Source organism: Pseudomonas sp. PICF141 (genome assembly GCF_002286815.1).
GTDB lineage: Bacteria > Pseudomonadota > Gammaproteobacteria > Pseudomonadales > Pseudomonadaceae > Aquipseudomonas.
In genome coordinates this window covers 29,436-53,973 of sequence record NZ_MUNM01000019.1, presented here as the reverse complement: position 1 = coordinate 53,973, position 24,538 = coordinate 29,436, and the positions used below count along the sequence as shown (strand labels likewise).

At 60.0% G+C, this 24,538-nt stretch carries 21 protein-coding genes, 1 tRNA gene and 1 pseudogene; 11 read left to right on the top strand and 12 right to left on the bottom strand.

What is annotated here, in order from left to right; all coding sequences use genetic code 11:
- The first annotated feature begins 74 nt into the window (after positions 1-74).
- Positions 75-506: a methyl-accepting chemotaxis protein gene (locus tag BZL43_RS28755; RefSeq protein WP_371916198.1), complete on the top strand. Its 432-nt coding sequence runs from the start codon at positions 75-77 to the stop codon at positions 504-506.
- A 35-nt stretch (positions 507-541) separates the two neighbouring features.
- Here the strand turns inward: BZL43_RS28755 and BZL43_RS02205 are convergent, their stop codons facing one another.
- The 6 genes and pseudogenes from BZL43_RS02205 to BZL43_RS28745 form a co-directional block, all read right to left on the bottom strand.
- Complete coding sequence (locus BZL43_RS02205; protein ID WP_095630788.1) at positions 542-913, bottom strand: type II toxin-antitoxin system HigA family antitoxin; 372 nt, start codon at positions 911-913, stop codon at positions 542-544.
- A 3-nt stretch (positions 914-916) separates the two neighbouring features.
- Positions 917-1,219 (bottom strand): type II toxin-antitoxin system HigB family toxin, encoded by a 303-nt coding sequence (locus BZL43_RS02200; RefSeq protein WP_095630787.1) that lies wholly within the window; start codon positions 1,217-1,219, stop codon positions 917-919.
- A gap of 270 nt (positions 1,220-1,489) precedes the next feature.
- The gene (gene ggt / locus BZL43_RS02195; protein WP_095630786.1) at positions 1,490-3,334 is read right to left on the bottom strand and encodes a gamma-glutamyltransferase; all 1,845 of its coding nucleotides are present in this window, start codon (positions 3,332-3,334) and stop codon (positions 1,490-1,492) included.
- A gap of 150 nt (positions 3,335-3,484) precedes the next feature.
- Positions 3,485-3,561, bottom strand: a tRNA-Met gene (locus BZL43_RS02190).
- A 115-nt stretch (positions 3,562-3,676) separates the two neighbouring features.
- Positions 3,677-4,477: a methyl-accepting chemotaxis protein gene (locus BZL43_RS28750; RefSeq protein WP_371916197.1), complete on the bottom strand. Its 801-nt coding sequence runs from the start codon at positions 4,475-4,477 to the stop codon at positions 3,677-3,679.
- Between the two features lie 60 nt (positions 4,478-4,537).
- Positions 4,538-5,212, bottom strand: a pseudogene (locus BZL43_RS28745) (HAMP domain-containing protein); the annotation flags it as partial.
- A gap of 844 nt (positions 5,213-6,056) precedes the next feature.
- Here BZL43_RS28745 and BZL43_RS02180 point away from each other — a divergent pair.
- Positions 6,057-7,274, top strand: coding sequence for an MFS transporter (locus BZL43_RS02180; protein ID WP_095630784.1), 1,218 nt, complete (start codon positions 6,057-6,059; stop codon positions 7,272-7,274).
- A gap of 89 nt (positions 7,275-7,363) precedes the next feature.
- Here the strand turns inward: BZL43_RS02180 and BZL43_RS02175 are convergent, their stop codons facing one another.
- From BZL43_RS02175 to BZL43_RS02165, 3 genes are all read right to left on the bottom strand, one after another.
- Complete coding sequence (locus tag BZL43_RS02175) at positions 7,364-8,701, bottom strand: OprD family outer membrane porin (protein WP_371916196.1); 1,338 nt, start codon at positions 8,699-8,701, stop codon at positions 7,364-7,366.
- Between the two features lie 98 nt (positions 8,702-8,799).
- On the bottom strand, positions 8,800-10,203 hold the full coding sequence (locus BZL43_RS02170; protein WP_095630782.1) for an amidase: 1,404 nt from the start codon (positions 10,201-10,203) through the stop codon (positions 8,800-8,802).
- A gap of 60 nt (positions 10,204-10,263) precedes the next feature.
- Positions 10,264-11,577, bottom strand: a complete 1,314-nt coding sequence (locus BZL43_RS02165) for an MFS transporter (protein ID WP_095630781.1) — start codon at positions 11,575-11,577, stop codon at positions 10,264-10,266.
- A 246-nt stretch (positions 11,578-11,823) separates the two neighbouring features.
- Here BZL43_RS02165 and BZL43_RS02160 point away from each other — a divergent pair, with 246 nt between their 5' ends.
- From BZL43_RS02160 to panB, 9 genes are all read left to right on the top strand, one after another.
- On the top strand, positions 11,824-12,753 hold the full coding sequence (locus BZL43_RS02160; protein ID WP_095630780.1) for an asparagine synthetase A: 930 nt from the start codon (positions 11,824-11,826) through the stop codon (positions 12,751-12,753).
- A gap of 66 nt (positions 12,754-12,819) precedes the next feature.
- Entirely contained in the window at positions 12,820-13,890 is a 1,071-nt protein-coding gene (locus BZL43_RS02155; RefSeq protein WP_095630779.1) for an LLM class flavin-dependent oxidoreductase, read from the top strand.
- The gene (locus BZL43_RS02150; protein ID WP_095630778.1) at positions 13,883-15,106 is read left to right on the top strand and encodes an MFS transporter; all 1,224 of its coding nucleotides are present in this window, start codon (positions 13,883-13,885) and stop codon (positions 15,104-15,106) included. The genes BZL43_RS02155 and BZL43_RS02150 overlap by 8 nt, the downstream gene beginning before the upstream one ends.
- Positions 15,103-15,558, top strand: coding sequence for a cobalamin B12-binding domain-containing protein (locus BZL43_RS02145; RefSeq protein ID WP_095630777.1), 456 nt, complete (start codon positions 15,103-15,105; stop codon positions 15,556-15,558). Before BZL43_RS02150 ends, BZL43_RS02145 begins: the two co-directional genes overlap by 4 nt.
- Positions 15,559-15,595: 37 nt before the next feature.
- On the top strand, positions 15,596-16,834 hold the full coding sequence (locus BZL43_RS02140; RefSeq protein ID WP_095630776.1) for an acetyl-CoA carboxylase biotin carboxylase subunit family protein: 1,239 nt from the start codon (positions 15,596-15,598) through the stop codon (positions 16,832-16,834).
- Positions 16,831-18,327 (top strand): hypothetical protein, encoded by a 1,497-nt coding sequence (locus BZL43_RS02135; protein WP_095630775.1) that lies wholly within the window; start codon positions 16,831-16,833, stop codon positions 18,325-18,327. Before BZL43_RS02140 ends, BZL43_RS02135 begins: the two co-directional genes overlap by 4 nt.
- A gap of 3 nt (positions 18,328-18,330) precedes the next feature.
- Positions 18,331-19,587, top strand: coding sequence for a methylaspartate mutase (locus tag BZL43_RS02130; RefSeq protein ID WP_095630774.1), 1,257 nt, complete (start codon positions 18,331-18,333; stop codon positions 19,585-19,587).
- Positions 19,568-20,821, top strand: a complete 1,254-nt coding sequence (locus BZL43_RS02125; protein ID WP_095630773.1) for an ATP-grasp domain-containing protein — start codon at positions 19,568-19,570, stop codon at positions 20,819-20,821. Before BZL43_RS02130 ends, BZL43_RS02125 begins: the two co-directional genes overlap by 20 nt.
- A 49-nt stretch (positions 20,822-20,870) precedes the next feature.
- Entirely contained in the window at positions 20,871-21,692 is an 822-nt protein-coding gene (gene panB / locus BZL43_RS02120; protein ID WP_095630772.1) for a 3-methyl-2-oxobutanoate hydroxymethyltransferase, read from the top strand.
- On the opposite strand, the gene BZL43_RS02115 is transcribed toward panB, so the two are convergent.
- The 3 genes from BZL43_RS02115 to ychF form a co-directional block, all read right to left on the bottom strand.
- Positions 21,693-23,093, bottom strand: coding sequence for a PLP-dependent aminotransferase family protein (locus BZL43_RS02115; protein ID WP_371916195.1), 1,401 nt, complete (start codon positions 23,091-23,093; stop codon positions 21,693-21,695).
- Entirely contained in the window at positions 23,090-23,254 is a 165-nt protein-coding gene (locus BZL43_RS28205) for a hypothetical protein (RefSeq protein WP_168185052.1), read from the bottom strand. The genes BZL43_RS02115 and BZL43_RS28205 overlap by 4 nt, the downstream gene beginning before the upstream one ends.
- 182 nt (positions 23,255-23,436) lie before the next feature.
- Complete coding sequence (gene ychF, locus BZL43_RS02110; RefSeq protein ID WP_095630770.1) at positions 23,437-24,537, bottom strand: redox-regulated ATPase YchF; 1,101 nt, start codon at positions 24,535-24,537, stop codon at positions 23,437-23,439.
- Between the last annotated feature and the right edge of the window lies 1 nt (position 24,538).

The window sequence follows — 24,538 nt, the reverse complement described above, 5'->3', positions numbered from 1 at the left end:
CCTACAGCACCTCGTTGCAAACCGACAGCAGCGCCCAACGCGGTACCACCGTAGTGACTCAAGCGGTGGACGTCATGCGTGACTTGGCCAAACACATGCAAACCGCTGGCGAAGGCATCGAGGCGCTGAACGAGCAATCATTGGTGATCGGCACCATCGTCAAAACCATCAGTGGTATCGCCGAACAAACCAACCTGCTGGCGCTCAACGCGGCCATCGAAGCGGCTCGCGCCGGTGAGCAGGGCCGAGGTTTTGCCGTGGTGGCTGATGAAGTCCGGCAACTGGCCTCGCGAACCAGCCAGGCAACCGACGAAATTGTCGGCGTTGTGCGCCAGAACCAGGACATGGCGCGCAATGCCGTGGCCCTGATGACCGATGGCAGGCTCCAGGCCGAACAGGGGCTGGCGCTGGCAGCGGAGGCGGGCACAGTGATCGTCGAAATCCAGGACGGGGCGCAGAAAGTGGTGAACGCGGTTGGGCAGTTTGCCAATCAGTTATCGAGTTGATGTCCTGAATCCGGTGTCGGTAGCCCTAAAAAAAATCAGGCCTGCTTCACTGGTTTGATCAGGCTTTCGGCCGGTATCCCAAATAGATCATGAAGCTTCCAGATCATCGGAAGCGTCAACGCACGCTTACCGTTGAGCACTTCATAAACCCGGTTTGTCCGGCCAATGGCAGGTGCCAGATCAGCCGCTGACAGACCGGACTGCTCCATGCGAAATTTGATAGCGTCGATCGGTGTGGGCAGATCGACAGGAAACTGCTTCGATTCATAGGCCTCGATGAGGGTAATCATGATCTCGAAGTAATCGCCTTCGGGGGTACCCGGCTCAGGCTCATTGTTGAATAGTGCAGATATGCTTTTGAGGGCTGCACGGTAGTCCGCGTCAGTGTGAATCGGATGAATGTTCATGGGTTATTCCATTTCGATGGCATCAGCGTCGATCCCATCGTATTGCTTGTGGGTGCCGACAAATTTTATGTATACGGCGCCGAAACGATAGGCCACCGCGACTATTAGCCGAAAGTCATTGCCCTTGATGTTAAACACGACTCTGCGGCTTTTGAGAATGCTGGCGGTGGCAAAGTGCGCCTTGATGTCAGCAGGCGTCTTCCAGTCCGCTTTCCTCGCTTCGTCAATCCAGGCCAGGAAAGGTTGTTCTGAGTCCGGGTATTTCTCCCAAAAATTTTTCAGATGACTGATGGCGATAATTCTCATGGTGTGATCCTAGTCCCGCGGTGGGACTTGTGCAAGTTTGTGGCGAAGTAGCCGACATGTGGGGAGTAAATTCGCCTCCTGTAATCAGGCACTCCCGATAGCTGATCTGATGAGGTGGATGAGCAGACGAGATAAAAATGGTTTCCACACTCTATCCAAGGGATAGCAGTTTGAGGGTAGGAAAAGGCTACGCGAGAGACTTGATCAGGATTCTTCACCAATAAAAAAAGCCTACCTCCCGGTAAGCCTTTTCTTGTTCCTGCGTACGACTCAATCCCCCAACGCTTCTCCCTCACGTCGTGGATCGGCCCCGCCGGCCAACGCCGCTTTCCCTTGCGCATCCCTGACCCGAACAATCGCCTGAGTCCCGCTGGTCATGTCGATCTCGTTCACGTTGTGCCCTTTGTCCTTCAGTGCCTGAATCAGCTGTTCGCTGAACTGCTCCCGTTCCAGTTCGGTCGGGCCGTTGCGGCTGCCGAAATTGGGCAGGCTGATGGCCGCTTGCGGGTCGAGGTTCCAGTCGAGCAGGCCGATGGTGGATTTGGCCACGTATTCAATGATCTGCGAGCCGCCGGGGGAGCCGACGGTGGCCAGGAACTCGCCGTTCTGGCGGTCAAAGATCAGCGTGGGCGCCATGGACGAGCGTGGGCGTTTACCCGGTTCGACCCGGTTGGCGACTTTTTGCCCGTTTTCTTCGGGTATGAACGAGAAGTCGGTCATCTGGTTGTTGAGCAGGAAACCCTGGACCATCAGGTGCGAGCCAAATGCTGCTTCGACGGTGGTGGTCATGGACACGGCGCCGCCAGAATCATCGACCGCCACCACTTGCGAGGTGGAGATGCGCAGTGGCGAGCGGTCTGGCGCATAGGCAACGCGAATGCCCGGCGGGGTACCGGGTTTGGCCAGGCCCATGCTGCGGTCGCCAATCAAGGCGGCGCGGCGGGTCAGATAAGTCGGGTCGATCAGACCTTTTACCGGCACGGGTACGAAGTCGGCGTCGGCGACATACTGCGCTCGGTCGGCGTAAGCCAGACGCTCGGCTTCGGCGATCAGGTGCACAGCTTCCGGGGCAGGTTCGATGCCTGCCGGTTTGCTGGTCTTGAGCGGTTTGAGGGGGGCCAGGGCAAAACGCGGGTCGCGGGATTCCAGCGCCTGCAAGGTGCCGAGAATTTGCGCCACGGCGATCCCGCCCGACGACGGTGGCGGCATGCCGCAAACCTGCCAGCGTTTGTAGTCAGTGCATAACGGCGCGCGTTCCTTGGCCTTGTAGCCTTGGAGGTCGCTCAGCGACAAGCTGCCGGGGTTGGCGTGGCCCTGAACCTTGGCGATGATCTCGTTTGCGATGGGCCCTTTGTACAGGGCATCGGGCCCTTCCTTGGCGATGCGCTTGAACACGGCGGCCAGTGCCGGGTTTTTCAGCGCTGTACCGATGGCTTTCGGGCTGCCGTCGGCATTCAGAAAGTAGGCGGCCATGTCTGGGGAGCGTTGTATGAACGCGTCTGCCGCGACCAGCTGATGCAGGCGTGGCGAAATGGTGAAGCCTTGTTCCGCCAGTTCGATGGCCGGCTCGAACAACTTCGCCCACGGCAGGCGACCGTGCTTTTGATGGGCCAGCTCCAGCGCCCGCAATACACCCGGCGTTCCCACCGAGCGTCCGCCGATCTGTGCCTGCGTGAACGGCATCGGTTTGCCGTCGGCTTGCAGGAACAGTTTCTCGGTGGCACCGGCCGGAGCGGTTTCGCGCCCGTCATAGGTGCGTACAGCCTTGCCATCCCACAGCACAATCAAGGCGCCCCCGCCGATGCCCGATGATTGCGGTTCGACCAGCGTCAACACCGCTTGCATGGCAATGGCCGCATCAATCGCCGAACCGCCCTCACGCAGCATCTTACGCCCGGCTTCGGCGGCCAGCGGGTTGGCGGCTGCGGCCATGTGTTTCGAGGCATACCGGGTCTGCAGATCGGTGCGATACCCGGAAGCGATTTCCGGCGCGACTGGCAGCGTAGAGACTGGCGGTGAAGAGGGCAGGGTATTACACGCGGCGAGGGTTAAAGCGGTGGCAATCAACGAAAAGGCTGACAGGCGATAGCGACTCAAGTGGAAGGCTGAGAACACGCGGGGCACTCCATCCATGGGATAAAAAGATCCGGGGACTTTATCGGCCGGGGGAGCGGTACGCAAATCAGGCCCATCGTCTTGAAGCGATGCCACTTTTCTCGAGGCATAAAAAAACGGCCTACCTTTCGGTAAGCCGTTTTTAGTACTTGGTGGCTACACAGGGACTTGAACCCCGGACCCCAGCATTATGAATGCTATGCTCTAACCAACTGAGCTATGTAGCCAAGTGGCGCGCATTATTCACCTGGAACGAAGATGCGTCAAGCGTAAATCTAAAATATTTCTCCACACTTTCAACCGCTTATCCCGCAGGCCCGAAAAATCGGGCGGCGAAGGGCGTCAACCGAGCTGAAATCTGCCGGTATTGGCACTCAGGGCCTTACTGCCTTGGCTCAAGGTGTCTGCCGCGAGGTTCACCGCCCGTGCGCCTTCAAGCAAGCGTACCGCCGCCTGATCGACTTGCTGGATGTTTGCGCTGACTTCATCGGCGGTGCTCGCTTGTTCTTCGACAGCGGTGGCGATTTGCGCCAGGGTGTCGGTGACACTCTGCACCGCGCTGGCGATTTCCCCCAGGCGCTCGCCGAGACCGGTGACGGCTTGCGCATCCGATTGTGCCTGGCCGCAGGCGGCTTCCATCAGGCTTACCGCTTCGTTGACAGTGCTGCGCAAGCTGTCGACGGTACCGGCGATTTGCGCGGTGGAGGACTGGGTGCGTTGCGACAGGCTGCGCACTTCATCGGCCACTACGGCAAAACCACGACCTTGTTCGCCGGCCCGTGCAGCCTCGATGGCAGCGTTCAGGGCCAGCAGGTTGGTCTGCTCGGCGACGCCGCGAATGGTATCGACCACCAATTGAATTTGCTGTCCTTGCTCGCTGACCCGGCCCAGCGCTGCCGCCGTGTCGTTCAAACGCTGATTGAGCTGCTGAATACTCGCGGTCGTGCGTTGGCTGTCACGGCTGCTGTCGGCGGCGATGCGCTGAGTGTGCTGAGCGCTGCCTGAGGCCTGTTCGCAACTCTGGGCGACCCCTTGGGAGGTCGCCGCCAATTGCGTGGCCGCAGCGGCGATCTGGCTGATCTGCGACTGCTGAGCCTCGACTTCGCCCAGAGCGCCGCTGGAGTGATCGTTGAGCGTGCGCACCGCGTTGCTCAGTTGCAGGGTTTCGTGATCGACCCCCAGCAAGCTGTTACGCAGTTGCACCACGGCGACATTTAAGGCGGTGCTGATCGCCGCCAGTTCGTCGCGGCCTTGCACCGGCACTTGCACGCTCAGGTTGCCGTCACGCAATGCTTCGGCCAGGAGCGTGATGCCACTGGCGCTATGACGGATCGAGGCCTGTAAGCAGATAAACAGGTACAGCGCGGCCAGTAGCAGGCAGCCAAAAATTATCGCCACCAAAATGAACTGGCGAATGGCCGAGCCGTGGTAATGATCCAGCCGTTGATCCAGGGAAACCAACGATTGCTGACGCAACTTGGCGAGATCGCCAAGAAGGGCGTCGAGACTGCGTTCAAAGTCTTCCGGCTTGAGGTTGATGCTGCCGCCGAATACGCCCTCGTCCAGCACTTTCAAACCGGCGTCCAGGTGCTTGAGGCTGTCGTGGTATTGCCCGGCCCAGGTTTGCAGGGCGCTGGGCAGGCGTGTTTCCAGCAGGCCTGCGGTTTTAACAAGCTGCTCCCGCGCATCGCCGATGCGACTGCGCAAGTCCCGCAGTTGCAAGCGGCTTTGCAGGGTGAATTGCCCGGACACCACTGAGGCTTGACCGACTGCGGCGAGACGACCGACCCGTTCGATCAGGTCCGGTGCGTGTTGCGTGGAAATCTGCGTCAGCAACCAGGTTTCCAGCCACGGAGCGAGGGTCAGGCGAGTGTCCATGGCGATTTGTTCGCGCAAGGCTTGCAGAGCACCCAAGGCATGGGTGAAGCGATCATAACCGTCTGGCCACCAACCGACGCCGCTCAGGCTTTTCGAGTCCAGGCCGGTGAGGGCCGATTGCAGAGCCTGATAGCGGGTGAGGGTTTGACCTTCTGCGCCTTCGGTTTTCAGGGCATTGCCCAAGTCCGTGGTGGCTTGAGCAACAGCCGGCTGAACCGCGTCGAACGCTGCCATGGCCGCGATGGTTGCGGGTGTCGGTTGGCGATTGGTTTCGGTGGCGCGCCAACGAGCGGCACGATCACGCTGGGCGGCGAGCAGGTTGTCGAGCGCATCCAGGGCGAGCAATTGACGAACCCCGGCGCGTTCGCCGGAGATCAGGTTCAATTTGTCACGATAGTCTTGGCCGATCATCCACAAGCTGCCCGCCAGCGGCAAAATAAACAGCAGAAACAGCAGCTGAAATTTGCGCGCGAAGCCGAACCGCCCCAGCAGTCCGATCCCCGGTGATAAAAAAGCCTGCATGCCCCATGACTCCTCTGGACACCACGCACCATTGGCGTGCGTCGGGGTCGTTGCGACCGCGACTGGTGCCCTTCTAAAAGGCCTCGAAAGTTCACCCTTGGTCCGCTCTGTAGGCCGACTCTGTAGCGAAACTTCCCATTCTCGGTCCCCTTTGTAAGGGGCCGCGTTGAAGCGAATGAACAAGGCAAGATTCAGACCATGGCGTTGCGCTATCACTTTTTGTTAAGGTCGTTAGCAGGCTAAGGGGATGGCGCAACCGCACCGAAAAATGGCACATTGGCCGACCTGCCTGTGCGCACCCATCCGCAGTACGGAAACTCTCATGGCCATCAGCAACGTTCAGTCCGCCACGACGTCGGCGCCCGCGACATCACAAAGCAGTCCGCTGGTCATGCGCATCATCGGCGCGGTGGCGCTGGCGCACTTGATCAACGACCTGATTCAGGCGGTATTGCCGTCGATCTATCCGATGCTCAAGGCCAGCTATGGCCTGACCTTCACCCAGATCGGCCTGATCACCCTGACGTTTCAACTGACGGCGTCGCTGTTGCAGCCATGGGTCGGTTACCACACGGATCGTCATCCCAAACCCTGGCTGTTGCCGGCCGGTACCGTGTGCACATTGATCGGCATTCTGATGATGTCCGTGGTCGGAAGTTTTCCGATGATTCTGCTGGCGGCGGGGTTGATTGGTGTCGGCTCCTCGACCTTTCACCCGGAAGCTTCTCGGGTGGCGCGATTGGCCTCAGGCGGACGTTTTGGCTTGGCACAGTCGACATTTCAGGTCGGCGGTAATGCGGGCTCGGCCTTCGGGCCGTTGCTGGCGGCGGCGATCATCATTCCCTACGGTCAGGGTCATGTGGCCTGGTTCGGCTTGTTCGCGTTGTTTGCGCTGTTCGTGTTGTATCGAATCAGTCGCTGGTACGCCAACCATCTGAGTCTGTTCAAGCTCAAACAAGGTCAGGCAGCGACTCACGGCTTGTCGAAACGACGGGTGATCAGCGCACTGGTAGTGCTCGGGCTTCTGGTGTTTTCCAAGTATTTCTACATGGCCAGCCTCACCAGTTACTTCACCTTCTACCTGATTGAAAAATTCGACCTGTCGGTGGCCAGCTCACAATTGCACCTGTTTCTGTTTCTCGGGGCGGTAGCAGCGGGGACCTTCTTCGGCGGGCCGATCGGCGACAAGATCGGGCGCAAGGCGGTGATCTGGTTCTCGATCCTTGGCGTCGCACCGTTCACGCTGCTGCTGCCCCATGTGGACCTGTTCTGGACCAGCGTCCTGAGCGTGGCGATCGGTTTCATCCTCGCCTCGGCTTTCTCGGCCATTGTGGTGTATGCACAAGAATTGGTGCCGGGGAATGTCGGGATGATTGCCGGCGTGTTCTTCGGCCTGATGTTCGGCTTCGGCGGGATTGGTGCGGCGTTACTCGGGCATCTGGCGGACGTCCACGGCATCGAGTACGTGTACTTCCTGTGTTCGTTCCTGCCGTTGCTTGGGGTATTGGCGATCTTTCTGCCCAGAACCCAAAAAGCCTGAACCGACACCATTCGAATGTGGGAGCGACGAGGCGGCGATCCCACTGAGGTCCAGTGGCCGATGATTCTGTTCGGTATGAAAAGCCCATTTCAAAAAAGCCACACCGGCAAATTCGCCACCAGGCGGACCTCGTCGTAGCTACCGTCAATCTGCCCGCCCGTGGCCCGATGGTTGTAGACGATAGTGCGAAACACCGCGTTTTTCAGTGCGCCAGATTGCACCACATACGCCACCATTAAACCGTTTTCATCGTGTTTGGCGTTGTCCAGGCTGCGCACGTTGTAACCGGTATTGCGCCCGTTACGATCGCCGCTGTACCGGGTGCCATCGATGTCCCAGCCCTTGGCGTGCCACAGGCTGGTCGTCAGGCCTGGCACACCGAAGGACGCCAGGTCCAGGTCGTAGCGCAGTTGCCAGGACTTCTCGTTCGGCCCGTTGTAATCCGAATACAACGAATTGGCCATGTAATTGCCCGTGGACTCCCAGACGTAATCGAAGTATTCGTCGCCGAACACTCGTTGCCAGGCCAGGGTCAGGCTGTGGGCCAGATGTGACGCCGTGAATGCCAGGCTGAAGGCGTCGTTGTCGATATAGCCCAGGCGCTGCTCGCCCTGGTCCTCGGTGTGGTAGTAATTCAGTGCGGTCTTGAGCGCTATCTGCCGCCGATCCCCGATCAATTGGGTCAATCCCAGATAGGTCTGCTGCCACATGTCCTCGAAGCGTGAAGCGTAGAGGCTGACGTCCAGGTCGTAAGGGGTTTTGGCCATCCCGCCGAGATAGGAAATACGCGACCCCGAATACGCCCGGTTGCCGAAGGTGGTGGTGAGTTTCTCGCTGCCGGTACCGGTGCGTGGAATCGCCCGTTCGAAGCTGCCAGCCTGTAATGACAGCCAATCGAGTTCATTGCTGAATAGTCCCACGCCCTGAAAGCTTGAGGGCAGGGCGCGATTGTCCTTGTAGCGCAGAATCGGGTTGTCGGTAAGCAGGCGACCAGCCTTGATTTCAGTGCTGGAAAAACGCAGCCGCAGATCACCGACACCCAATCGGCTCCAGGTCGGCACCGCATCGCCATCGCTGTCCACCAGCACCCGATCACCACCATTGGCGACACGCCCATGCCCGCGCTCCAGATTGACAGCGCTGAACAACGAGGCGTCCAGCCCGAAGCCGATCGGCCCTTGGGTATATCCGGAGCTGTAGTTGAGCATCGCGGTCTGTACCCAGGTTTCACGGAGGCGGGTGCGCTCCAGGCCATCGGCTTTCTTGATCGCCAGGTAGGTAGAACGTCGGGTGTGCTGGTTGGCATAGTAATGGCGCAAGTTCAGCCCCAAATGGCTGCCTTCGACAAAACCCGGCGCTTGGGCTTGCGTGGCCATCGCTTCGTCCGCGGTGGCAATCAAAGGGCTGCCGATGGCTACGCCGGCCATCAGAAATACACGAAAATCCATTTCGATGAGTCTCTAGAGGAAAAAAAACAGGCACGCTGCCAGTCCCAGGCACCGTTTATCGCGAGGACCAAAACGCTTCAGAGAGATGGCGGTTTGGGCCAGTGTCGAATCGTTCCGCGCCAGTTTTCATAAGCCTTGCCGAGCTGAAGCAACCACTGGTCAGCGAAGCGCGGGGCGATCATCTGCAGGCCGATTGGCATGCCTTGGTCGGTAAAGCCGCAGTTGATCGACAGTGCCGGTTGCTCACCCATGTTCCACGGCACGGTAAAGACGATGTGCTCGAACGGCATTCGCGGGTCATTGGTGGGCGAAGCCCATTCAGCCGCAAAGGCACTGACCTGGTTGGTCGGTGACAACACCAGGTCGACTTCATGAAAGACCTCGGCTGCCCGGCGCCGGATTTCGAACGTCTGGTTGAACCCTTCAACTGCCTGCACGGCGCTCAGGTTCTCGGCCGCTGCCGCCCAGTCGCGAATGTAGGGCAAGACCTGGTCGAGCCGCTCGGCGCTCAGGGCCTGCAATTGACTCCACTGTCGCGCCTGCCAGAAATGATCCAGACCCTGAAGCACAGCGCGATCCATCAGTGGCTTGATCTGACGGACCTGGGCGCCCTGGCTTTCGAACAGACGAGCCGCTTCCAGAACCGCTGAGCACACCTGTTCGTCCGGTTGAATGCCACAGCCGGGATCGAGCATCAGACCAATTTTCAGCCCTTGGACCGACAACCGTCCCAGTGCCCAATCGCCTTGTTCCGGTGGCAGGCTGGTGGCATCCCGCGCATCGGGGCGGGACAGGTAGCGCATCATCAGTGCGCAGTCGTCCATGGTGCGGGTCATGGGCCCGGCACAACGGCCGGTGTAATACGGGTCGATGGGGATGCGCCCGAGTGTCGGTTTGAACCCCACCAGAGCGCACCAGGCGGCGGGCAAACGGACCGACCCGCCGATGTCGGTGCCGACATGCAGCGGACCATAGCCGGCCGCTGCTGCTGCCGCTGCGCCGGCACTGGAGCCCCCGGGATTGTTCGCCAGGTTCCAGGGATTGCGGGTCACACCGTGAAAACTCGACAACCCTGAGGACAACATGCCGTAGTCCGGCACCGTTGTCTTGCCCAGGACAATCGCCCCGGCCTCTCGCATCCGCGCCGCCGGTGGCGCGTCGACTGTGGCCGGGATCAACTCGGTCGCGGCGCAACCCAGAGGAATGCTGTCGCCTTGCGTCGCTATCAATTCCTTGAGTGTCACGGGCAAGCCATCGAGCAGGCCACGGGGCTGGCCACGGCGCCAGCGCTCACTGGCGGCGGCGGCCTGTTCCCGGACCCGTTGCGGGTCAAAGGCGTACAACGCATTAATGTGAGGTTCCCAGCGCTCGATGTGGGCCAGCAAATGGTCGTAGTACTCCAGCGGCGACAGTTCCTTGCTGGCAAACAAGACCAACAGTTGCACCGCCGATAGATCATGCAAATCGTTGACGCAGCTCATGCCGATAGCCGTCCTTTGATATTCATGGGCAAGCGCCGCGGCGGCGCGAAAGGGCCAGGCTCAGGCGCCCGTCACCACGCAAACCTCTGCCGATGACGATGAGCGCAAACCGTAGAACCCTGCCATGAGGGCCCCGACGGTACCCATGATTAGGCAATAGCCTACGCAGACCCAAGGGTTCCATGGCATCAGCCCGATCAGCAGCAACGGTGTGGTACTGGCCCAGAGTGCATAGGCAATATTGTAGGTAAAGGAGATGCCGGACACCCGGATCCGGGCCGGAAACAATCCCACCATTACCGAAGGCACCGCGCCCACCACGCCACAGGTCAGGCCGGCCACCGCATAGGCCACGCTGATCCAGTAGCCACCATTGATCAGGCTGGCGTAAAGCACCGCAGTCCCCACCGGCAGCAGCAGGCTATAAACCAGCACCGCACGCCAGGCGCCAATCCGGTCCACCAGTAATCCCGCCAGCACACAGCCGATATTCAGGAACACAATACCCAGGCTACTCAGGGCGAAGGTATGACCGGCGCTCATGCCAAAGCTTTTCTGCATGACGGTCGGGGTGATCACTACCAGCACCACCACCGCCGACGTCAGCACACAGGTCAAAAGCATCGCTGGCAGGATGGACTTGCGGTGATCGCGAAACACCGTGCGCAACGGCAACTCCGCATCCCGTTCACGTCGGGCCTGCAAGGCCATGAACACTGGGGTTTCGCTCAGCCAGCGCCGCAGCCAGACCCCGATCACCCCGAATACACCGCCGAGCAGGAAAGGGAAGCGCCAGGCGAAGTCGAGGATCTCGGCGGGGCTGTAGAGCCGAGCCAGGAGGGTCGCAGTCAATGCCCCCAGCAAATAGCCGAACGTCAACCCGGCCTGCAACACACCCAAGGCATAGCCCTGATGCCCGACCGGGGCATGTTCGGCCACGAACACCCAGGCGCTAGGCACTTCGCCGCCCACCGCGGCACCTTGCAGCACCCGCAACAGCAGCAGGATCAAGGGGGCCCAGTAACCGATCTGTTCATAGGTTGGCATGATCCCGATCAACAGGCAGGGCAAAGCCATCATCAGGATGCTCAGGCTGAACACCCGTTTGCGTCCCACCCGATCAGCGAAGTGCGCCATCAGGATGCCGCCCAGCGGGCGTGCCAGATAGCCGGTGACGAAAATCCCGAAGCTTTGCAGCAAGCGCAGCCACTCAGGCATTTCTGGCGGAAAGAACAATTGACTGAGGGTCAGAGCAAAGAACACAAAGATGATGAAGTCGTAGATTTCCAGTGCGCCACCCAGCGCCGCCAGACCCAGGGTCTTGTAGTCAGACCGGGAAAAGCGACCGGGTTGCGAATTAATTTGGGCCGTCATAGAGGGACTCGAAACAGGTATTCATGGACGCTTGCGACTGAAACAACATTCGAAAACTGGCTCTTGAGCAGGCCATGTCGTCCGAATGATGCCATCAGGCATCTGGCCGGCAATGGTCCATCCAATTACCGGGCGGGACAACCAGACAATGCATCTGGGTTGCTTTTTAGGGCAAATCTGTACATTGAGTTTTCCTGGGTTTAACCAATAATCGGGCACTTCCTCACCCTGGACATTGAGCGCAACATGGAAGAAATTCAGCGTAGTTTCGACGATTTTAATCACCCGGACGTTGAAGCGATTGCGATTATCCGCGGTCGCGTGCTGCAGGCATTGCAACAGTATTTGCTGGAGCGCGACTTCAAACAGTTGATGCCCATTCTCATGTCGCCCATCACCGACCCCTTGAACCATGCGGTCTACCCCGCCGAACTCCAATACGAAGCGCGGCGCCTGAAACTGACCGCCAGCATGATCTTCCATAAACAATTGGCGTTGACCGCCAAAGGTCATGACAAGATCTTTATCGTGGCGCCGAACATTCGCCTGGAGAAAGCCGAAATCAAGGATTCGGAAAACCACCTGCTGGAATTCTCCCAATTCGACTTCGAAATACGCGATGGCAACATGCAACAGGTCATGGCGCTGATCGAAGGCTTGATCAAGCACACCTTCGCCGAGGTCAGGCAACACTGCTCGGCCCAGTTGGCCCACCTCGACCGCCAGCTGCCGCACTACGACACGCACTTTCCGATCTACAGCTCGGACGAGTTGCGCGCCGAATATGGCGACGACTTCGAGAAGATCATGTCGGCCAAGGCCCACACGCCGTTTTTCGTCACCAACTACCGCCGGGAATTTTATGACCGTGAAACCCCCGGCAAGCGCGGCCAGTACAACAACTACGATCTGATCTATCCCGACAGCTATGGCGAAGCGCTGTCGGGTGCCGAACGTGAGTTCGAGTACGAGCAGATCCTCTACCGCATGGAAGAGTTGTCGATGGACCTTGCGCCCTTCGCCAATTACCTCGAAGTCGCCAAACGGGGCCTGCTTCACCCAAGCGCCGGCGGCGGGCTGGGGATCGAGCGACTGCTGAAGTTTATCTGCGGCAAACGTCGCATCCGCGATGTCGCGCTGTTCGACCGCACCGTCGGTACCAGCTTCCTGTTCTGACCCATCGTCATTTTTTGCGCTGCCCCGCCTTTCAGGCGGCGGCAGGCGCTGCTCTGGAGAAAAACCATGCCCGCGTTGCGTATCCACTGGTGCTCACCGCTCGACAGCGGTCAACAAAAGGCTTCCGAGAAATACAACACCGGTGCCCTGGACTTTGCCGGTATCGTCGACTTCGCCCAGGAAGCCGATGAGTTGGGGATTGACTCGTTGCTGATGGGCATCAGCTACCACATGCCCGACCCACTGCCCATGATCGGCGCCCTGGTCCGAGAGACCAGCCGAGTCAAATTCATCCTGGCGTATCGCCCAGGCCTGCTGCCGCCAACGCTGTTCACGCAGATCGTCAATACTGTTTCGTGGATGTCCGACAAGCGCATCGCATTGAACCTGGTCGCCGGTATTTCCCCTGATGAGCAAGCCTTTTATGGCGACTTCGTGGCCCATGACGGACGTTATGAACGCACCAGCGAATTTCTCGAGATCCTGCATCGTTTCTGGAAAGGCGAAACGCCCCTGACCCATCACGGCGCTCATTACCGTATCGAGCAGGCGCAACTGGGATTGCCTTACAAGGACAACGAACGCCCGCACATCTATTTGAGCGGCGCTTCGCAGATCGCCCAGCAGATCGCCGTGAAACACAGTGATTGCTGGTTACGCTACGGCGACACGCCGCAGGGTATTGCCGAGGCCAGTCGGGCAGTGCTCCAGGCTGGTTGTTCGGTGGGGATTCGTATGCACGTACTGGCTCGCGAAACCCGCGAGGAAGCTCTGTCGGCTGTGGAAAGCATGATGGAAAATCCCGATGAGCAGCATCGCGAATGGGTTCGTCAATTCGTCGGGCGTTGCGACTCCGAAGCCGTCAAGACCTCGTTCCGCCTGGCCGACAAGGCCGAGCATGATTGGCTGTCGCCAATGCTCTGGTCTGGTGCCGTGGCCTACCGTGGCGGCCCGGCGCTGTGCGTGGTCGGCAGCTATCAGGAAGTGGCCGAGTATCTGCTGGAATACAAGAAAGTCGGGGTCAGCGAGTTCATTTTTTCCGGCTGGCCTACCCGTGACGAAATGCGCGGTTTCTGCCGTCATGTATTGCCACGCCTGCGCAAGCTCGAGGCAGAGCTGGAAAGCCAGCATGCATGAAACCGTCCGGCTGCGTCGTTTCGGTGCCGGCCTGCTGTTCGCTTTGCTGGCGGAGCAAACGGTGCTGTTCGCCGTGCCATTGCTGATCTTCCAGCTCACCGGCAATGTCCGTTACTCCGGTGTGGCGTTCGCACTGGAGTGGCTACCGGCACTGCTGGCTTATCCGTTCGCTGGATTGCTGGCGGATCGCTTCGGCGGGCGCTTGCTGTTCCGCCACGCCAATACAGCGCGGGCGCTGAGCCTGGGATTGACCGTCGGGGTCTGCTGGTATGCGCCAACGCTCACTGTCTGGGCCCTGATCGGCAACGGTATCGTGCTCTCGCTGCTGATGGCTCCAGTGCGCATGGCGGTGGAAAAGAGCGTACCGCTGATCGCCGGCCCCGAACGCCTGGCCCATTGTCAGTCTCTGGTGCAAAACATGGAGCTGCTGGCCATGGCGTTGGGTCCGGCGCTGGCGGCATTGCTGGCGATGTACGCCGACAAGCGCCTGCTTCTGGGGCTGGCGGCGCTGGCATTCGCCGTCGCCGGTGTGTGCTGGAAAGGCCTGCCCAATACCCAGTCAGCCAGCCCGCCAAAAAGCATTCGCAAGGACCTGGCTCTGGGCTGGAGCCTGTTATTGAACAATCCGCCAGTCTTGTCCCTGGCGCTGCTCAACTTCACCATCAACCTGGCGTTCGCCTGCGTCCTGAGCGCCAACGCCTTTGTCATCAGTGGTGTGTTTGGTGCCGCCGACGGGGTCTTCGGTCTGATGAACGCTGGCGCCGGTGCACTGGGCCTGCTCAATTTCATTCTGGTGCCAAGGCTGTTGGCGCGGATGTCGATCTACCGCCTCGGCACACTGGGTTTTGCCTTGCTGTGCCTGGGCCTGATCTGCATGGGCGTGGCCAGTGGCGTGGTGCTCTATGCCATCAGTTTTCTCTTGGCGATGGCCGGCTGTGCCTTGTTCAACGTGTTCAACCGAACCCAGCGCATCAAGGCGATCGCCGCCGACCACTTGGGCAAGGTGATGGGCCCGTTCTACCTGGTCAACTTGCTGTCCTACCCATTGGGTGGCCTGCTGACCGCCAGCATCGGCCATGAATACGGGGTCCAGACGTTGATTCTGGCCATAGCGCTGCTGCTCACTCTTCCCGGTGCCTTGCTGTTCCACCTGACCACCCGGCGTTTTCGCGCCGCCCTGGACTTTCCCCCCTCAGCCATGGAGGCAACGCAATGAAAGGATCTCAACACTGCCTGATTGCAACCGTCGAATCGGATTCGCATATGTGGAACCTGGTTTATCTGCAGCTGTGGCTGGCGGAGCACGGTTTCAACGTCAAGAACCTCGGCAGTTGCACCCCGGTGGAGGTGGTCCTCGCCACCCTGGAACTGCGGCGCACGCAATTGCTGGTGGTCAGCAGCGTCAACGGCCATGGCCATTTCCAGGGGCTGGAACTGATTCGCCAAGTGCGTCAGCAACATCCGGATCTGCCTTGTGTCATCGGCGGCAAGTTGACCACCTCGGAACACCAGACGCGGGCCGCTCGCCAGGAGCTGCTGGCTGCCGGTTTCAATGACGTGTTCATCGGCCCCGACGCCATCGAAGACTTCGAAAACTACCTCAACACCCTCGAGCGCTCGAAACCTGCACTCGTCCTGGGTACCGGCACAGCGCCGTGCTGGACCTGAGTCCAGCCCTCTTTTTCTTTTTCACAGGATCGAATCGATGCATATCGTTATCGTCAATCGCTGGCCGCGTTTCCAGGACCCAAGTCGCTGGGACAATGAGCTGACCCGCTACGAAGAATTCTTCGATCATCAGCGACACCGGATCAGCTATGTGGTCGACGGCCCTGGCGCCGAGGGCGTACTGGCCCCCCGGGAGCACATCGCCCATCTGGTACAGGTCGATGACGTCAATCAATACCCTCAGTTGTTGGCAGGCGTTCAGGACATCATCGAACGCGTCGGCCCTGTGGACCAATTGATCGCGCTGTCGGAGTTCACTCTGGAAATTGCGGCGCGGGTACGCCAGGCCCTGCACATTCCCGGCCACGGCCCGGAACAGGTGGCGGTCTATCGCGACAAGGCGCGGATGAAAGAAGTCCTGCAGGAACACGGGCTGGCGGTGCCACCGTTCATTCGCTGCACTGACGTGGAGCAGGCGCTGCACTTCGCCGATGCCGTCGGCTATCCGGTGATCGTCAAACCGGTGGATGGCGCCGCCAGCATCGGCGTGGCCAGGGTCGAAGACGCCCAGGCCCTGCGCGCGATACTCAGCGAAGTGGACCTGGGACGCTATGAAGTCGAGGCTTTCATCCGGGGCCAGACCTATCACATCGACGGTTTCACCGATGACAGCGGCACGGTGCCTTTCCAGGTGGTGTCACGCTATATCAACAGCTGCCTGGACTTCGCCAGTGCCAAACCGTTGGGATCGGTGATTCTCCAGTCTTCGGCGCTGCGTGCCCGGATCGAAGTCTTCAGCGAGTCGTGCCTGCGGGCATTGAACCTGCGCAACAGTGCCTTCCACCTGGAGATATTCGTCGAGGCGGATGGCTCGCTAGTGTTCCTTGAAGTGGGAGCCCGGGTGGGCGGCAGTGAAGTGCCACACCTGATCAATAAAGTCTTCGGCGTGAACCTCTATGAGCATTGGCTCAAAGGCCTGGCCGGTGAACACATACCTTTGCCGACAATCGAGGCTGATCCCAGCGGCGGCTGGCTGGTCGTCCCCAAACCGGCACAACTGCCATGCCGAGTGATCGAGGCACAATCGCTGCGACCGCACCTGAACTCGCTCTGGCGAGAGCTGCTGCCCCGGCCCGGACAGATCCTCGAAGCCGGCGGCAGCTACGACGCCCTGCACAGCGGTCGCTTCATATTCATCGACGCGAGCGAAACGGATATCGAGAGCGACATCCACCATGCGATCAAGAACTTTCACTTCCAGGCCGAACCCGTATGAACATTGCCATTACCTCTGAGATGGCCGACGTCCCCTTGCTCGGCGAGTTGAATCGCTACCTCAGTGCGGTAGACCGGCGTGCCGTTGCCATAATGGGGGACCGGTTGATCGATGCCGCCGGCGGTCTTGAGGGGCTCGCGGACTATAAGCTGATGGTGGCTTACGGTGGCGGCAAGGACAGTTCCTACACCGTGTCGCTGATCCGCGCCGTCCAATTGCACCTGAACGTATTGCACGGTCGCACCTTTTTCCTGCGCATTGCCAACATGCGCCACGCCGGGGTCCCGGATGCGGTCATGGCGAACATTGACCGGGTATACCGGGCCCTGCACCTGTATGACGATCCTCGGGTCGAGATGCTGGTGGTCGATCATCAGCAGATCCGCCCGTTCGAACGCCACTTGCCATTCCCCGAGCAGGTGCGTGCGATGAACCGCTTCGATGTGCTGATGAACGGCCATCGTACCGCTGGCGACGGCCGCCCGACATTCTGTAACAGCTGCAATCTGGCAGTCGCCGATTTCTATGGGCGCGCGGCCTGGTGGCAAGGCGGCGTCGATGCCGTGGTAACCGGCGATTCGCGCAAGGAACAGAAACACTACTTCACCTGGATCATGCGTCTGGCCCAGCGTTTGGGGCTGAACGTCGATGAGTGTCGGCGCCAGGGATTTCGCGGCCTGCTCCAGGCCCTCGATGGCGTGGCCCAAGTGTATTTCGTCGAACTGTTCGGCGAGGGCTTCGACGAGCAGCGAGCTGAGCGTCGGGTGGCCAGCGGCAGCGAAAGCGCCGACCCGGACTTCATCAGCATCTATGACCTGGTGAGCTACCGGCTGGAAGACCACTGGGAGCTGATTACCGAGTTTCTCGATTTTCGTTTCGAAGAGCTGGCGTTCAGCTTCACCGAATCGGATTGTGCCAACCCCATGCTGATGGCGCACTTTCGCGGGCTCAAGGCGCAGTACGTGCAGGGCCGTCACTACCATGACGGTATCAGCGAATACCTGGAACTGGCCCAGGGCCTGATGCGTAAGAAGGAAATGCCCCAGCGCCTGATCGACCTGGCACTGTCGGCCTACGCCGGTGCCGAAGGCAAAGACGCTCGCCGGGCGCTGGCGAATCGCTTCGCCAGCGAGGCGTTCGGGCTCGATGAGACACAGATGACCTGCCTGCAGTTCGCGCCCTTCGTTGAGCGTGGCCGCGAACTGTCGAGCTTCATCACGACCTGTCACCCTGAGCGCCTGGCAGATCTGGAGGACCTTCATCGGGTTCTGGCCGGTAGTCGTCAGGACAGCGTCCTGAGCCTGTGGCTGAATCAGGTCAGCGGCCTGCCATTGCCGGCGCTGCGCAGCCTGTACGCCCATCAGCAGATCGATTTCGATAGCGACAGCAGCCTGATCGCCCGGGTTCGTGCCGGTGATCCGCATAAGGGCCGGATCACCCGCTTCGACCCGGCCACGGGTGAAAACGTGGTCGAACTGGTGTCGGGACGCTGAGTGATGAACATGACAGGAGGTCATTTCCAGCGCTTTATCGAGCAGGCCCGGGAACGGCGCGAACTGGTGGTGCAACCCCGCATGGGCTTCGGCGGATTGGCGCCGATGCGCGCCGGGTTGGCCGCGGTGGCCGGGTTGCCCTGCGCCACCCTCGGGACCATCACCCTGGACAGCTACACCCGGGTCGGTGATTACCAGAGCGCGCTGCAGTGCCTGAACAGCGACAGCCCGTTGAACGGTTTCCCGATCATCAGTCATCCGCTGGAAGCGGTGCGTGGCATGCTCGATGGGCTCTACGGCCCGTCGTTCCCGATCCAGGTCCGCCATGGCACTGCCCAACCGCAGAATGTTTTCAAGCGCTTGGCGGCCCTCGGGCTGGATGCCACCGAAGGCGGCCCGGTGTCCTATTGCATGCCCTACAGTCGCTTGCCATTGGCACGAGCGGTCGAGGCCTGGGCAGAAAGTTGCCAGTTGCTGGCCGATGCCACCGCCCATGGCCATATCGAGAGCTTCGGCGGTTGTTTGCTGGGCCAACTGTGCCCGCCGTCGATGCTGATCGCGATGACGTTGCTCGAGGCCCTGTTCTTTCGCCAGCAGGGCATTCGCAGCGTCTCGCTAAGCTACGCCCAAGGCACGTCCATGGCCCAGGACTTCGGAGCTTTGCAAGCCCTGCGCGAACTGGCCGCCGACTACCTGGACGGCGCCCACTGGCATGTCGTGGTGTATTCCTACATGGGCGTCTTTCCCACCACCGGTCATGGTGCTCGCCGCCTGATCTATGACAGTGCGCGTCTGACCCAGGCTGCCGGCTGTGAGCGATTGATCGTCAAGACCGTTGCCGAATCCCGGCAGATTCCATCGGTTGCGGACAACCTCGAAGCCTTGGCGATGGCGGCCGAAGCCGCCGCTGGCGATGCACTGATGGTGGACCCGGCCAGTGAAGGCTATCGCCAGGAAGTGTTGTTCGAGGCGCGACAACTGGTGGAAAGCGTGCTGGACCTGCACCCCGATATTGGCATCGCGTTACTCCAGGCTTTCGCCCGTGGGCGGCTCGACATTCCTTACTGCCTGCACCCCGACAACCCCGGCCGCGCCACCACCCGAATTGACGAGCACGGCGCCTTGCGCTGGGCCAATGTCGGTGGCCTGCCGCTGCCGCAGAGCTGCGGCCTTTCTTCGATCGGACCGGGTATCAGCTCGTCCGAGCTATTCCAGATGTTGCATTACACGGTGAGCCGTTATGATCAACCTTTGCACTGACTCCTCTTTGGCGCCGCTGATCCTGGTAGACGCCTATTCCACTGGTGCTCTGCTAGCCCAGGCTTTGGCCGAGCATCGCCCACTGTTGCATGTGCGTTCGCGTAACGACATGCCATCAGCCTTTGCCGCGAGTTGCCCGCAGACACTGTTCCGCGAGCACTATGGCGTGCATGAAGAAGGCCTTGAGCCGTTGCTGGAAAAGCTCGCGGCCCAGGCGCCGGCGGCGGTGCTGACTGGCAGCGAATTCGGTGTCGAACTGGCGGATTTGCTGGCTGCCCGACTCGGCCTGCCTGGCAACGATCCTGAATACTCTAATGCCCGTCGTGACAAATCGCTGATGGCCGAACAGGTTGCCGCTGCCGGTTTACCGGTGGCGGCGCAGTTGCGCACTGCGTCCCGCACAGAGGCTCTGGCCTGGTTCAAGGCGCGAGGCGAGTCGACGGTAGTAGCCAAGCCACTGGACAGCGCAGGCTCCGATAATGTGTTCATCTGCCACGATGCCGGGCAACTGCATGGAGCCATCGGCAGCATTCTCGGCGCGACCAACCTGATGATGCGCAGTAACCGGGCGCTGTTATTGCAGGAATACCTGGAAGGCGACGAGTACGTTATCAACAGTGTCAGTCATCAGGGCGAGCACTGGATCACTGATGTCTGGAAATGTACCAAGACGTTGAGCGCCGACGGTCGCAAGATCTATGACCGTGAAGACCTGCTGCCCGCCGATGCGCCGCAGCTTGATGGGCTGATCGATTACGTCGAAGGCGTGCTCGATGCCTTGGCCATTACCCACGGCCCGGCCCATACCGAAGTCATCCTCACGGCTTGCGGCCCACGCCTGCTGGAAACCGGTGCCCGTCTCTCCGGGCTGGCCAATCCGCCAGCGCTGCAAGCGGCCACCGGCAACGACCAGGTGGCGTTGACCTGCACCAGTTACCTGGAGCCGGCCCGACTGGCGTCATTTCCCAAGCGCTATCGCCTGCAGCAGCACGCCCGCGGAATGAACCTGATCGCGCGCCACAGCGGGGCCTTCGCCCAGCTCGATGTACGCAAGCATCTGGAAGCCCTGCCGAGCTTTCACAGCGCACGTTTTCGTTTCACCGAAGGTCGGCAAAAGACACCGACCATCGACCTCAACAGCTCGCCGGGTGCCGTATTCCTGGTGCACCCGAGCGCCGACAGAATCCGCCAGGACCATGAGGCCTGGCGTGAATGGGAGAAAGACTGGTTGTAATGACAGACGCCCCATCCATGGGGTTTTCAATCATCACAGGAAGACACTTATGAGCGCTCATACCCGTACTAAACGATTGACGGTTCCGCAACTGGTCGCAATGAAGGGCCAACAGAAAATCGTATCCCTGACGGCGTACTCCAGCTCTATTGCCAGGCTGATCGACCCTATCGTCGACTTCATTCTGGTCGGTGACTCTACTGCAATGGTGGGCTATGGTCGGGCCTCGACGCTGAGCATGCAGCTCGAAGAAATCATCGGCCACACCCGGGCCGTGGTCGACAGTACACGTCTGTCCTGTGTCATCGCCGACATGCCTTTTGGCAGCTATCAGGAATCCAGCGAGCAAGCTTTTCGCAATTGCGCCCAGGTCCTGGCGCGCACCGGTTGCGATGCCGTCAAGCTGGAAGCCAACAAGGCTCTGGCGGGTACCGTCGAGTTTCTGGTGGCGCGCGGTATTCCGGTCATGGCCCACGTCGGGCTGATGCCGCAGTTCGTCAATGTCATGGGGGGATTCAAGGCCCAGGGCCTGACCGCCGAAACCGGCGCAGCAATTGCCGAAGATGCTCGGGCCAATCTCGAAGCCGGAGCTTTCAGTCTGCTGCTCGAGGGTGTGGCCGAAGGCGTAGCCCGGCAAATTACGCTGGATTCGAAAATGCCCACCATCGGCATTGGCGCCTCACCGGCCTGCGACGGCCAGGTGCTGGTGACCGAAGATGTGCTGGGCCTGGGCGGCGAGCAGGTACCTCGATTCGTCAAACAATACGCCGATGTCGGCGCGGTAATTCGCGACGCTTGTGCGCGTTATGCCGAAGAAGTACGCGATGGCCGATTCCCTGAGCCACGGCATTGCTATGGGCTTCAGGCATAACTAGGACTCATCATTGATAGCCTGGGCCAGTTTCTTCAGGGCCAAGGGAATGTCCTTGCTCCAGTCGAGGGTGTAACTCAGGCGCACATGATGCCGCCAGGCCCCTTGCTGGCTGAAGATTTCCCCGGGGGCGATAACGATGCGCTGGGCCAGCAAGCGCTCGAACACCCGCCGCATGTCCACTGAGTGTCTGGCCTCGAGCCAGAAAGTCGCGCCGCCTTGCGGGGCGACAATTCGTAACTGGCCATCGCCGTGTTCCTCCAGCAAGGCCTTCATCCGTTTCATCCGGTCCAGCAGCATGGCCCGCAGTACCATCAGATGCTGATCAATGCGCTTGGAGCTGAAGAGTTTGGCGATCGCTTTCTGACGGATCGGTGACAGGCGAAATGCCCGTTCCAGGAATAGCCGATGCAACTGAAGCCCATGTCGGCGACACAGCACATAACCGTAGGGGGCTTCCGAGCCGATGATCTTGTCGAAGGTCGAGAACACCAGCAGCTTTTCCGGATCGGCAAAGTCACGATAGCGGGCAGGCTGGGGAGAAAAATAGAATTCGCCGTAGCTGTCGTTTTCGAACAACCAGATATCCCGCTCTGCCAGCCAGCGACAGATTTGCTGTTTATCCTGCGCCGGCATCAAGTTGCCTTGGGGAATGTTGATGGTCGACGACAGCACCGCCAGCCGGATGGGCTCACGCCTGAGCAGCTCATTGAGTGCGGGCAGGTTGAAACGTCCATCCTCGCCGAGAGGTACTTCGATCACACGAATCTTTGCCGCCTGCAACTGGCGCAGGATTGCCCACGAACACGGTGACTCCACCAGTGCCACAGTGCCCCCCAGATTCAGGGCGCTGAGGGACAACTCCAGCACACTGCGCAGGTCCGAGCCGATATATACGTGCTCGGCTTGCCAATAACAGTGAGTGGAACTGGTATAGCGGTCGGCCAGAGCGCTGCGCAACTCGGGCTCGCCGAACGGCTGATAGAGTGGTGCATGGGAGCGTGGGTATTGCCGGGCCAGTTCGCGCTCCATCATCAACAATGGGTTTTCCAGCGACAACAGCATCGCCGGTGCGTCGCTGCTGAGGGCCAGCATCCCCGGCTGGCGCGCGTTGGAGAATACGTTGTCCAGCAAATTGGGCGAGCCCTCGTTCAATAAGGGGGCCGGCATCGCCTTGGTGAAATAACCGAACTTGGGTTTGGCATAGATCCGCCCCTCGTCCTCGAGAAGCGAATAGGCATACTTGGTCGTGGACACCGACACATTCAGGCGTCGGGCCAGTTGCCGCAAGGACGGTAATTTCTGTTCGCGTTCCGAGTTGGCGGTTTCGATCAACTCGACCAGATAGCGGTACACCGCCTGATAGGCGAAAGAGGCGTCTTTACTTGTATCCAGGCTCACTTGCTGAAGTTCCTGTGTACTGCCCATTGCGCGAAAGCGCTGGCAACCTGGAGCGGCAAGGCTGAGGTTTGTCTTTCCAGGTGTTCAAGTCCAGCGATGATCTGGGACCTGGCGGCAATGACATCCAGCAGAACCGGACGACGTTCGACAGTAAATGGCATGCTCTTCATCCCTGTAGTGATTGCCAATAAAACTATTCTTGCATAACCGGGCAGCCTTCCCGCGTTGCCGGACAGGCTGCGGATGGAGGAGGGTGGTGCTCCCAATATGCAAAATCCCCGTATCAGCGAATGATTACGGGGATTTTGTGTCTATCGAGTTCCGTGTAAATCCACGGTCACCGTTACACGTTAAAACGGAAGTGCATCACGTCGCCGTCTTTAACGATGTAATCCTTGCCTTCCAGACGCCATTTACCGGCTTCCTTGGCGCCGGCTTCGCCCTTGTACTGAATGAAGTCGTCGTAAGCGATGACTTCGGCACGGATGAAGCCTTTTTCGAAGTCGGTGTGGATCACGCCGGCGGCTTGTGGTGCGGTAGCGCCAACACGGACGGTCCAGGCGCGGACTTCTTCGACACCGGCGGTGAAGTAGGTCTGCAGGTGCAGCATTTCGTAGCCAGCGCGGATTACGCGGTTCAGGCCAGGCTCTTCGAGGCCCAGGGCTTCGAGGAACATGTCTTTCTCTTCACCGTCTTCCAGTTCGGCGATTTCGGCTTCGATCTTGTTGCAGACCGGCACCACCATGGCGCCTTCTTCTTCGGCGATGGCTTTGACGATGTCCAGCAGCGGGTTGTTCTCGAAACCGTCTTCAGCGACGTTGGCGATGTACATGACCGGCTTGGTGGTCAGCAGGTGGAAACCACGAATCACTGCCTTGTCGTCGGCACCCATGTTCTTCATCAGCGTGCGCGCTGGTTTGCCCAGGGTGAAGTGAGCGATCAATTGCTCCAGCAGGCCTTTCTGGACCACGGCGTCCTTGTCACCCCCTTTGGCGTTACGGGTGACTTTCTGCAGTTGCTTCTCGCAGCTGTCGAGGTCGGCGAAGATCAGTTCCAGGTCGATGATCTCGATGTCGCGTTTCGGGTCGACGCTGTTGGAGACGTGAATCACGTTCTCGTCTTCGAAGCAGCGGACCACGTGAGCAATGGCATCGGTTTCACGGATGTTGGCGAGGAACTTGTTGCCCAGGCCTTCACCTTTCGAGGCACCGGCAACCAGACCGGCGATGTCGACGAATTCCATGGTGGTCGGCAGGATGCGCTTTGGATTGACGATGGCTGCCAGGGCTTCCAGACGCGGATCCGGCATCGGCACGATACCGGTGTTCGGCTCGATAGTGCAGAAGGGGAAGTTCTCGGCCGCGATCCCGGATTTGGTCAGGGCGTTGAACAGGGTGGACTTGCCGACGTTAGGCAGGCCGACGATGCCGCAATTGAATCCCATG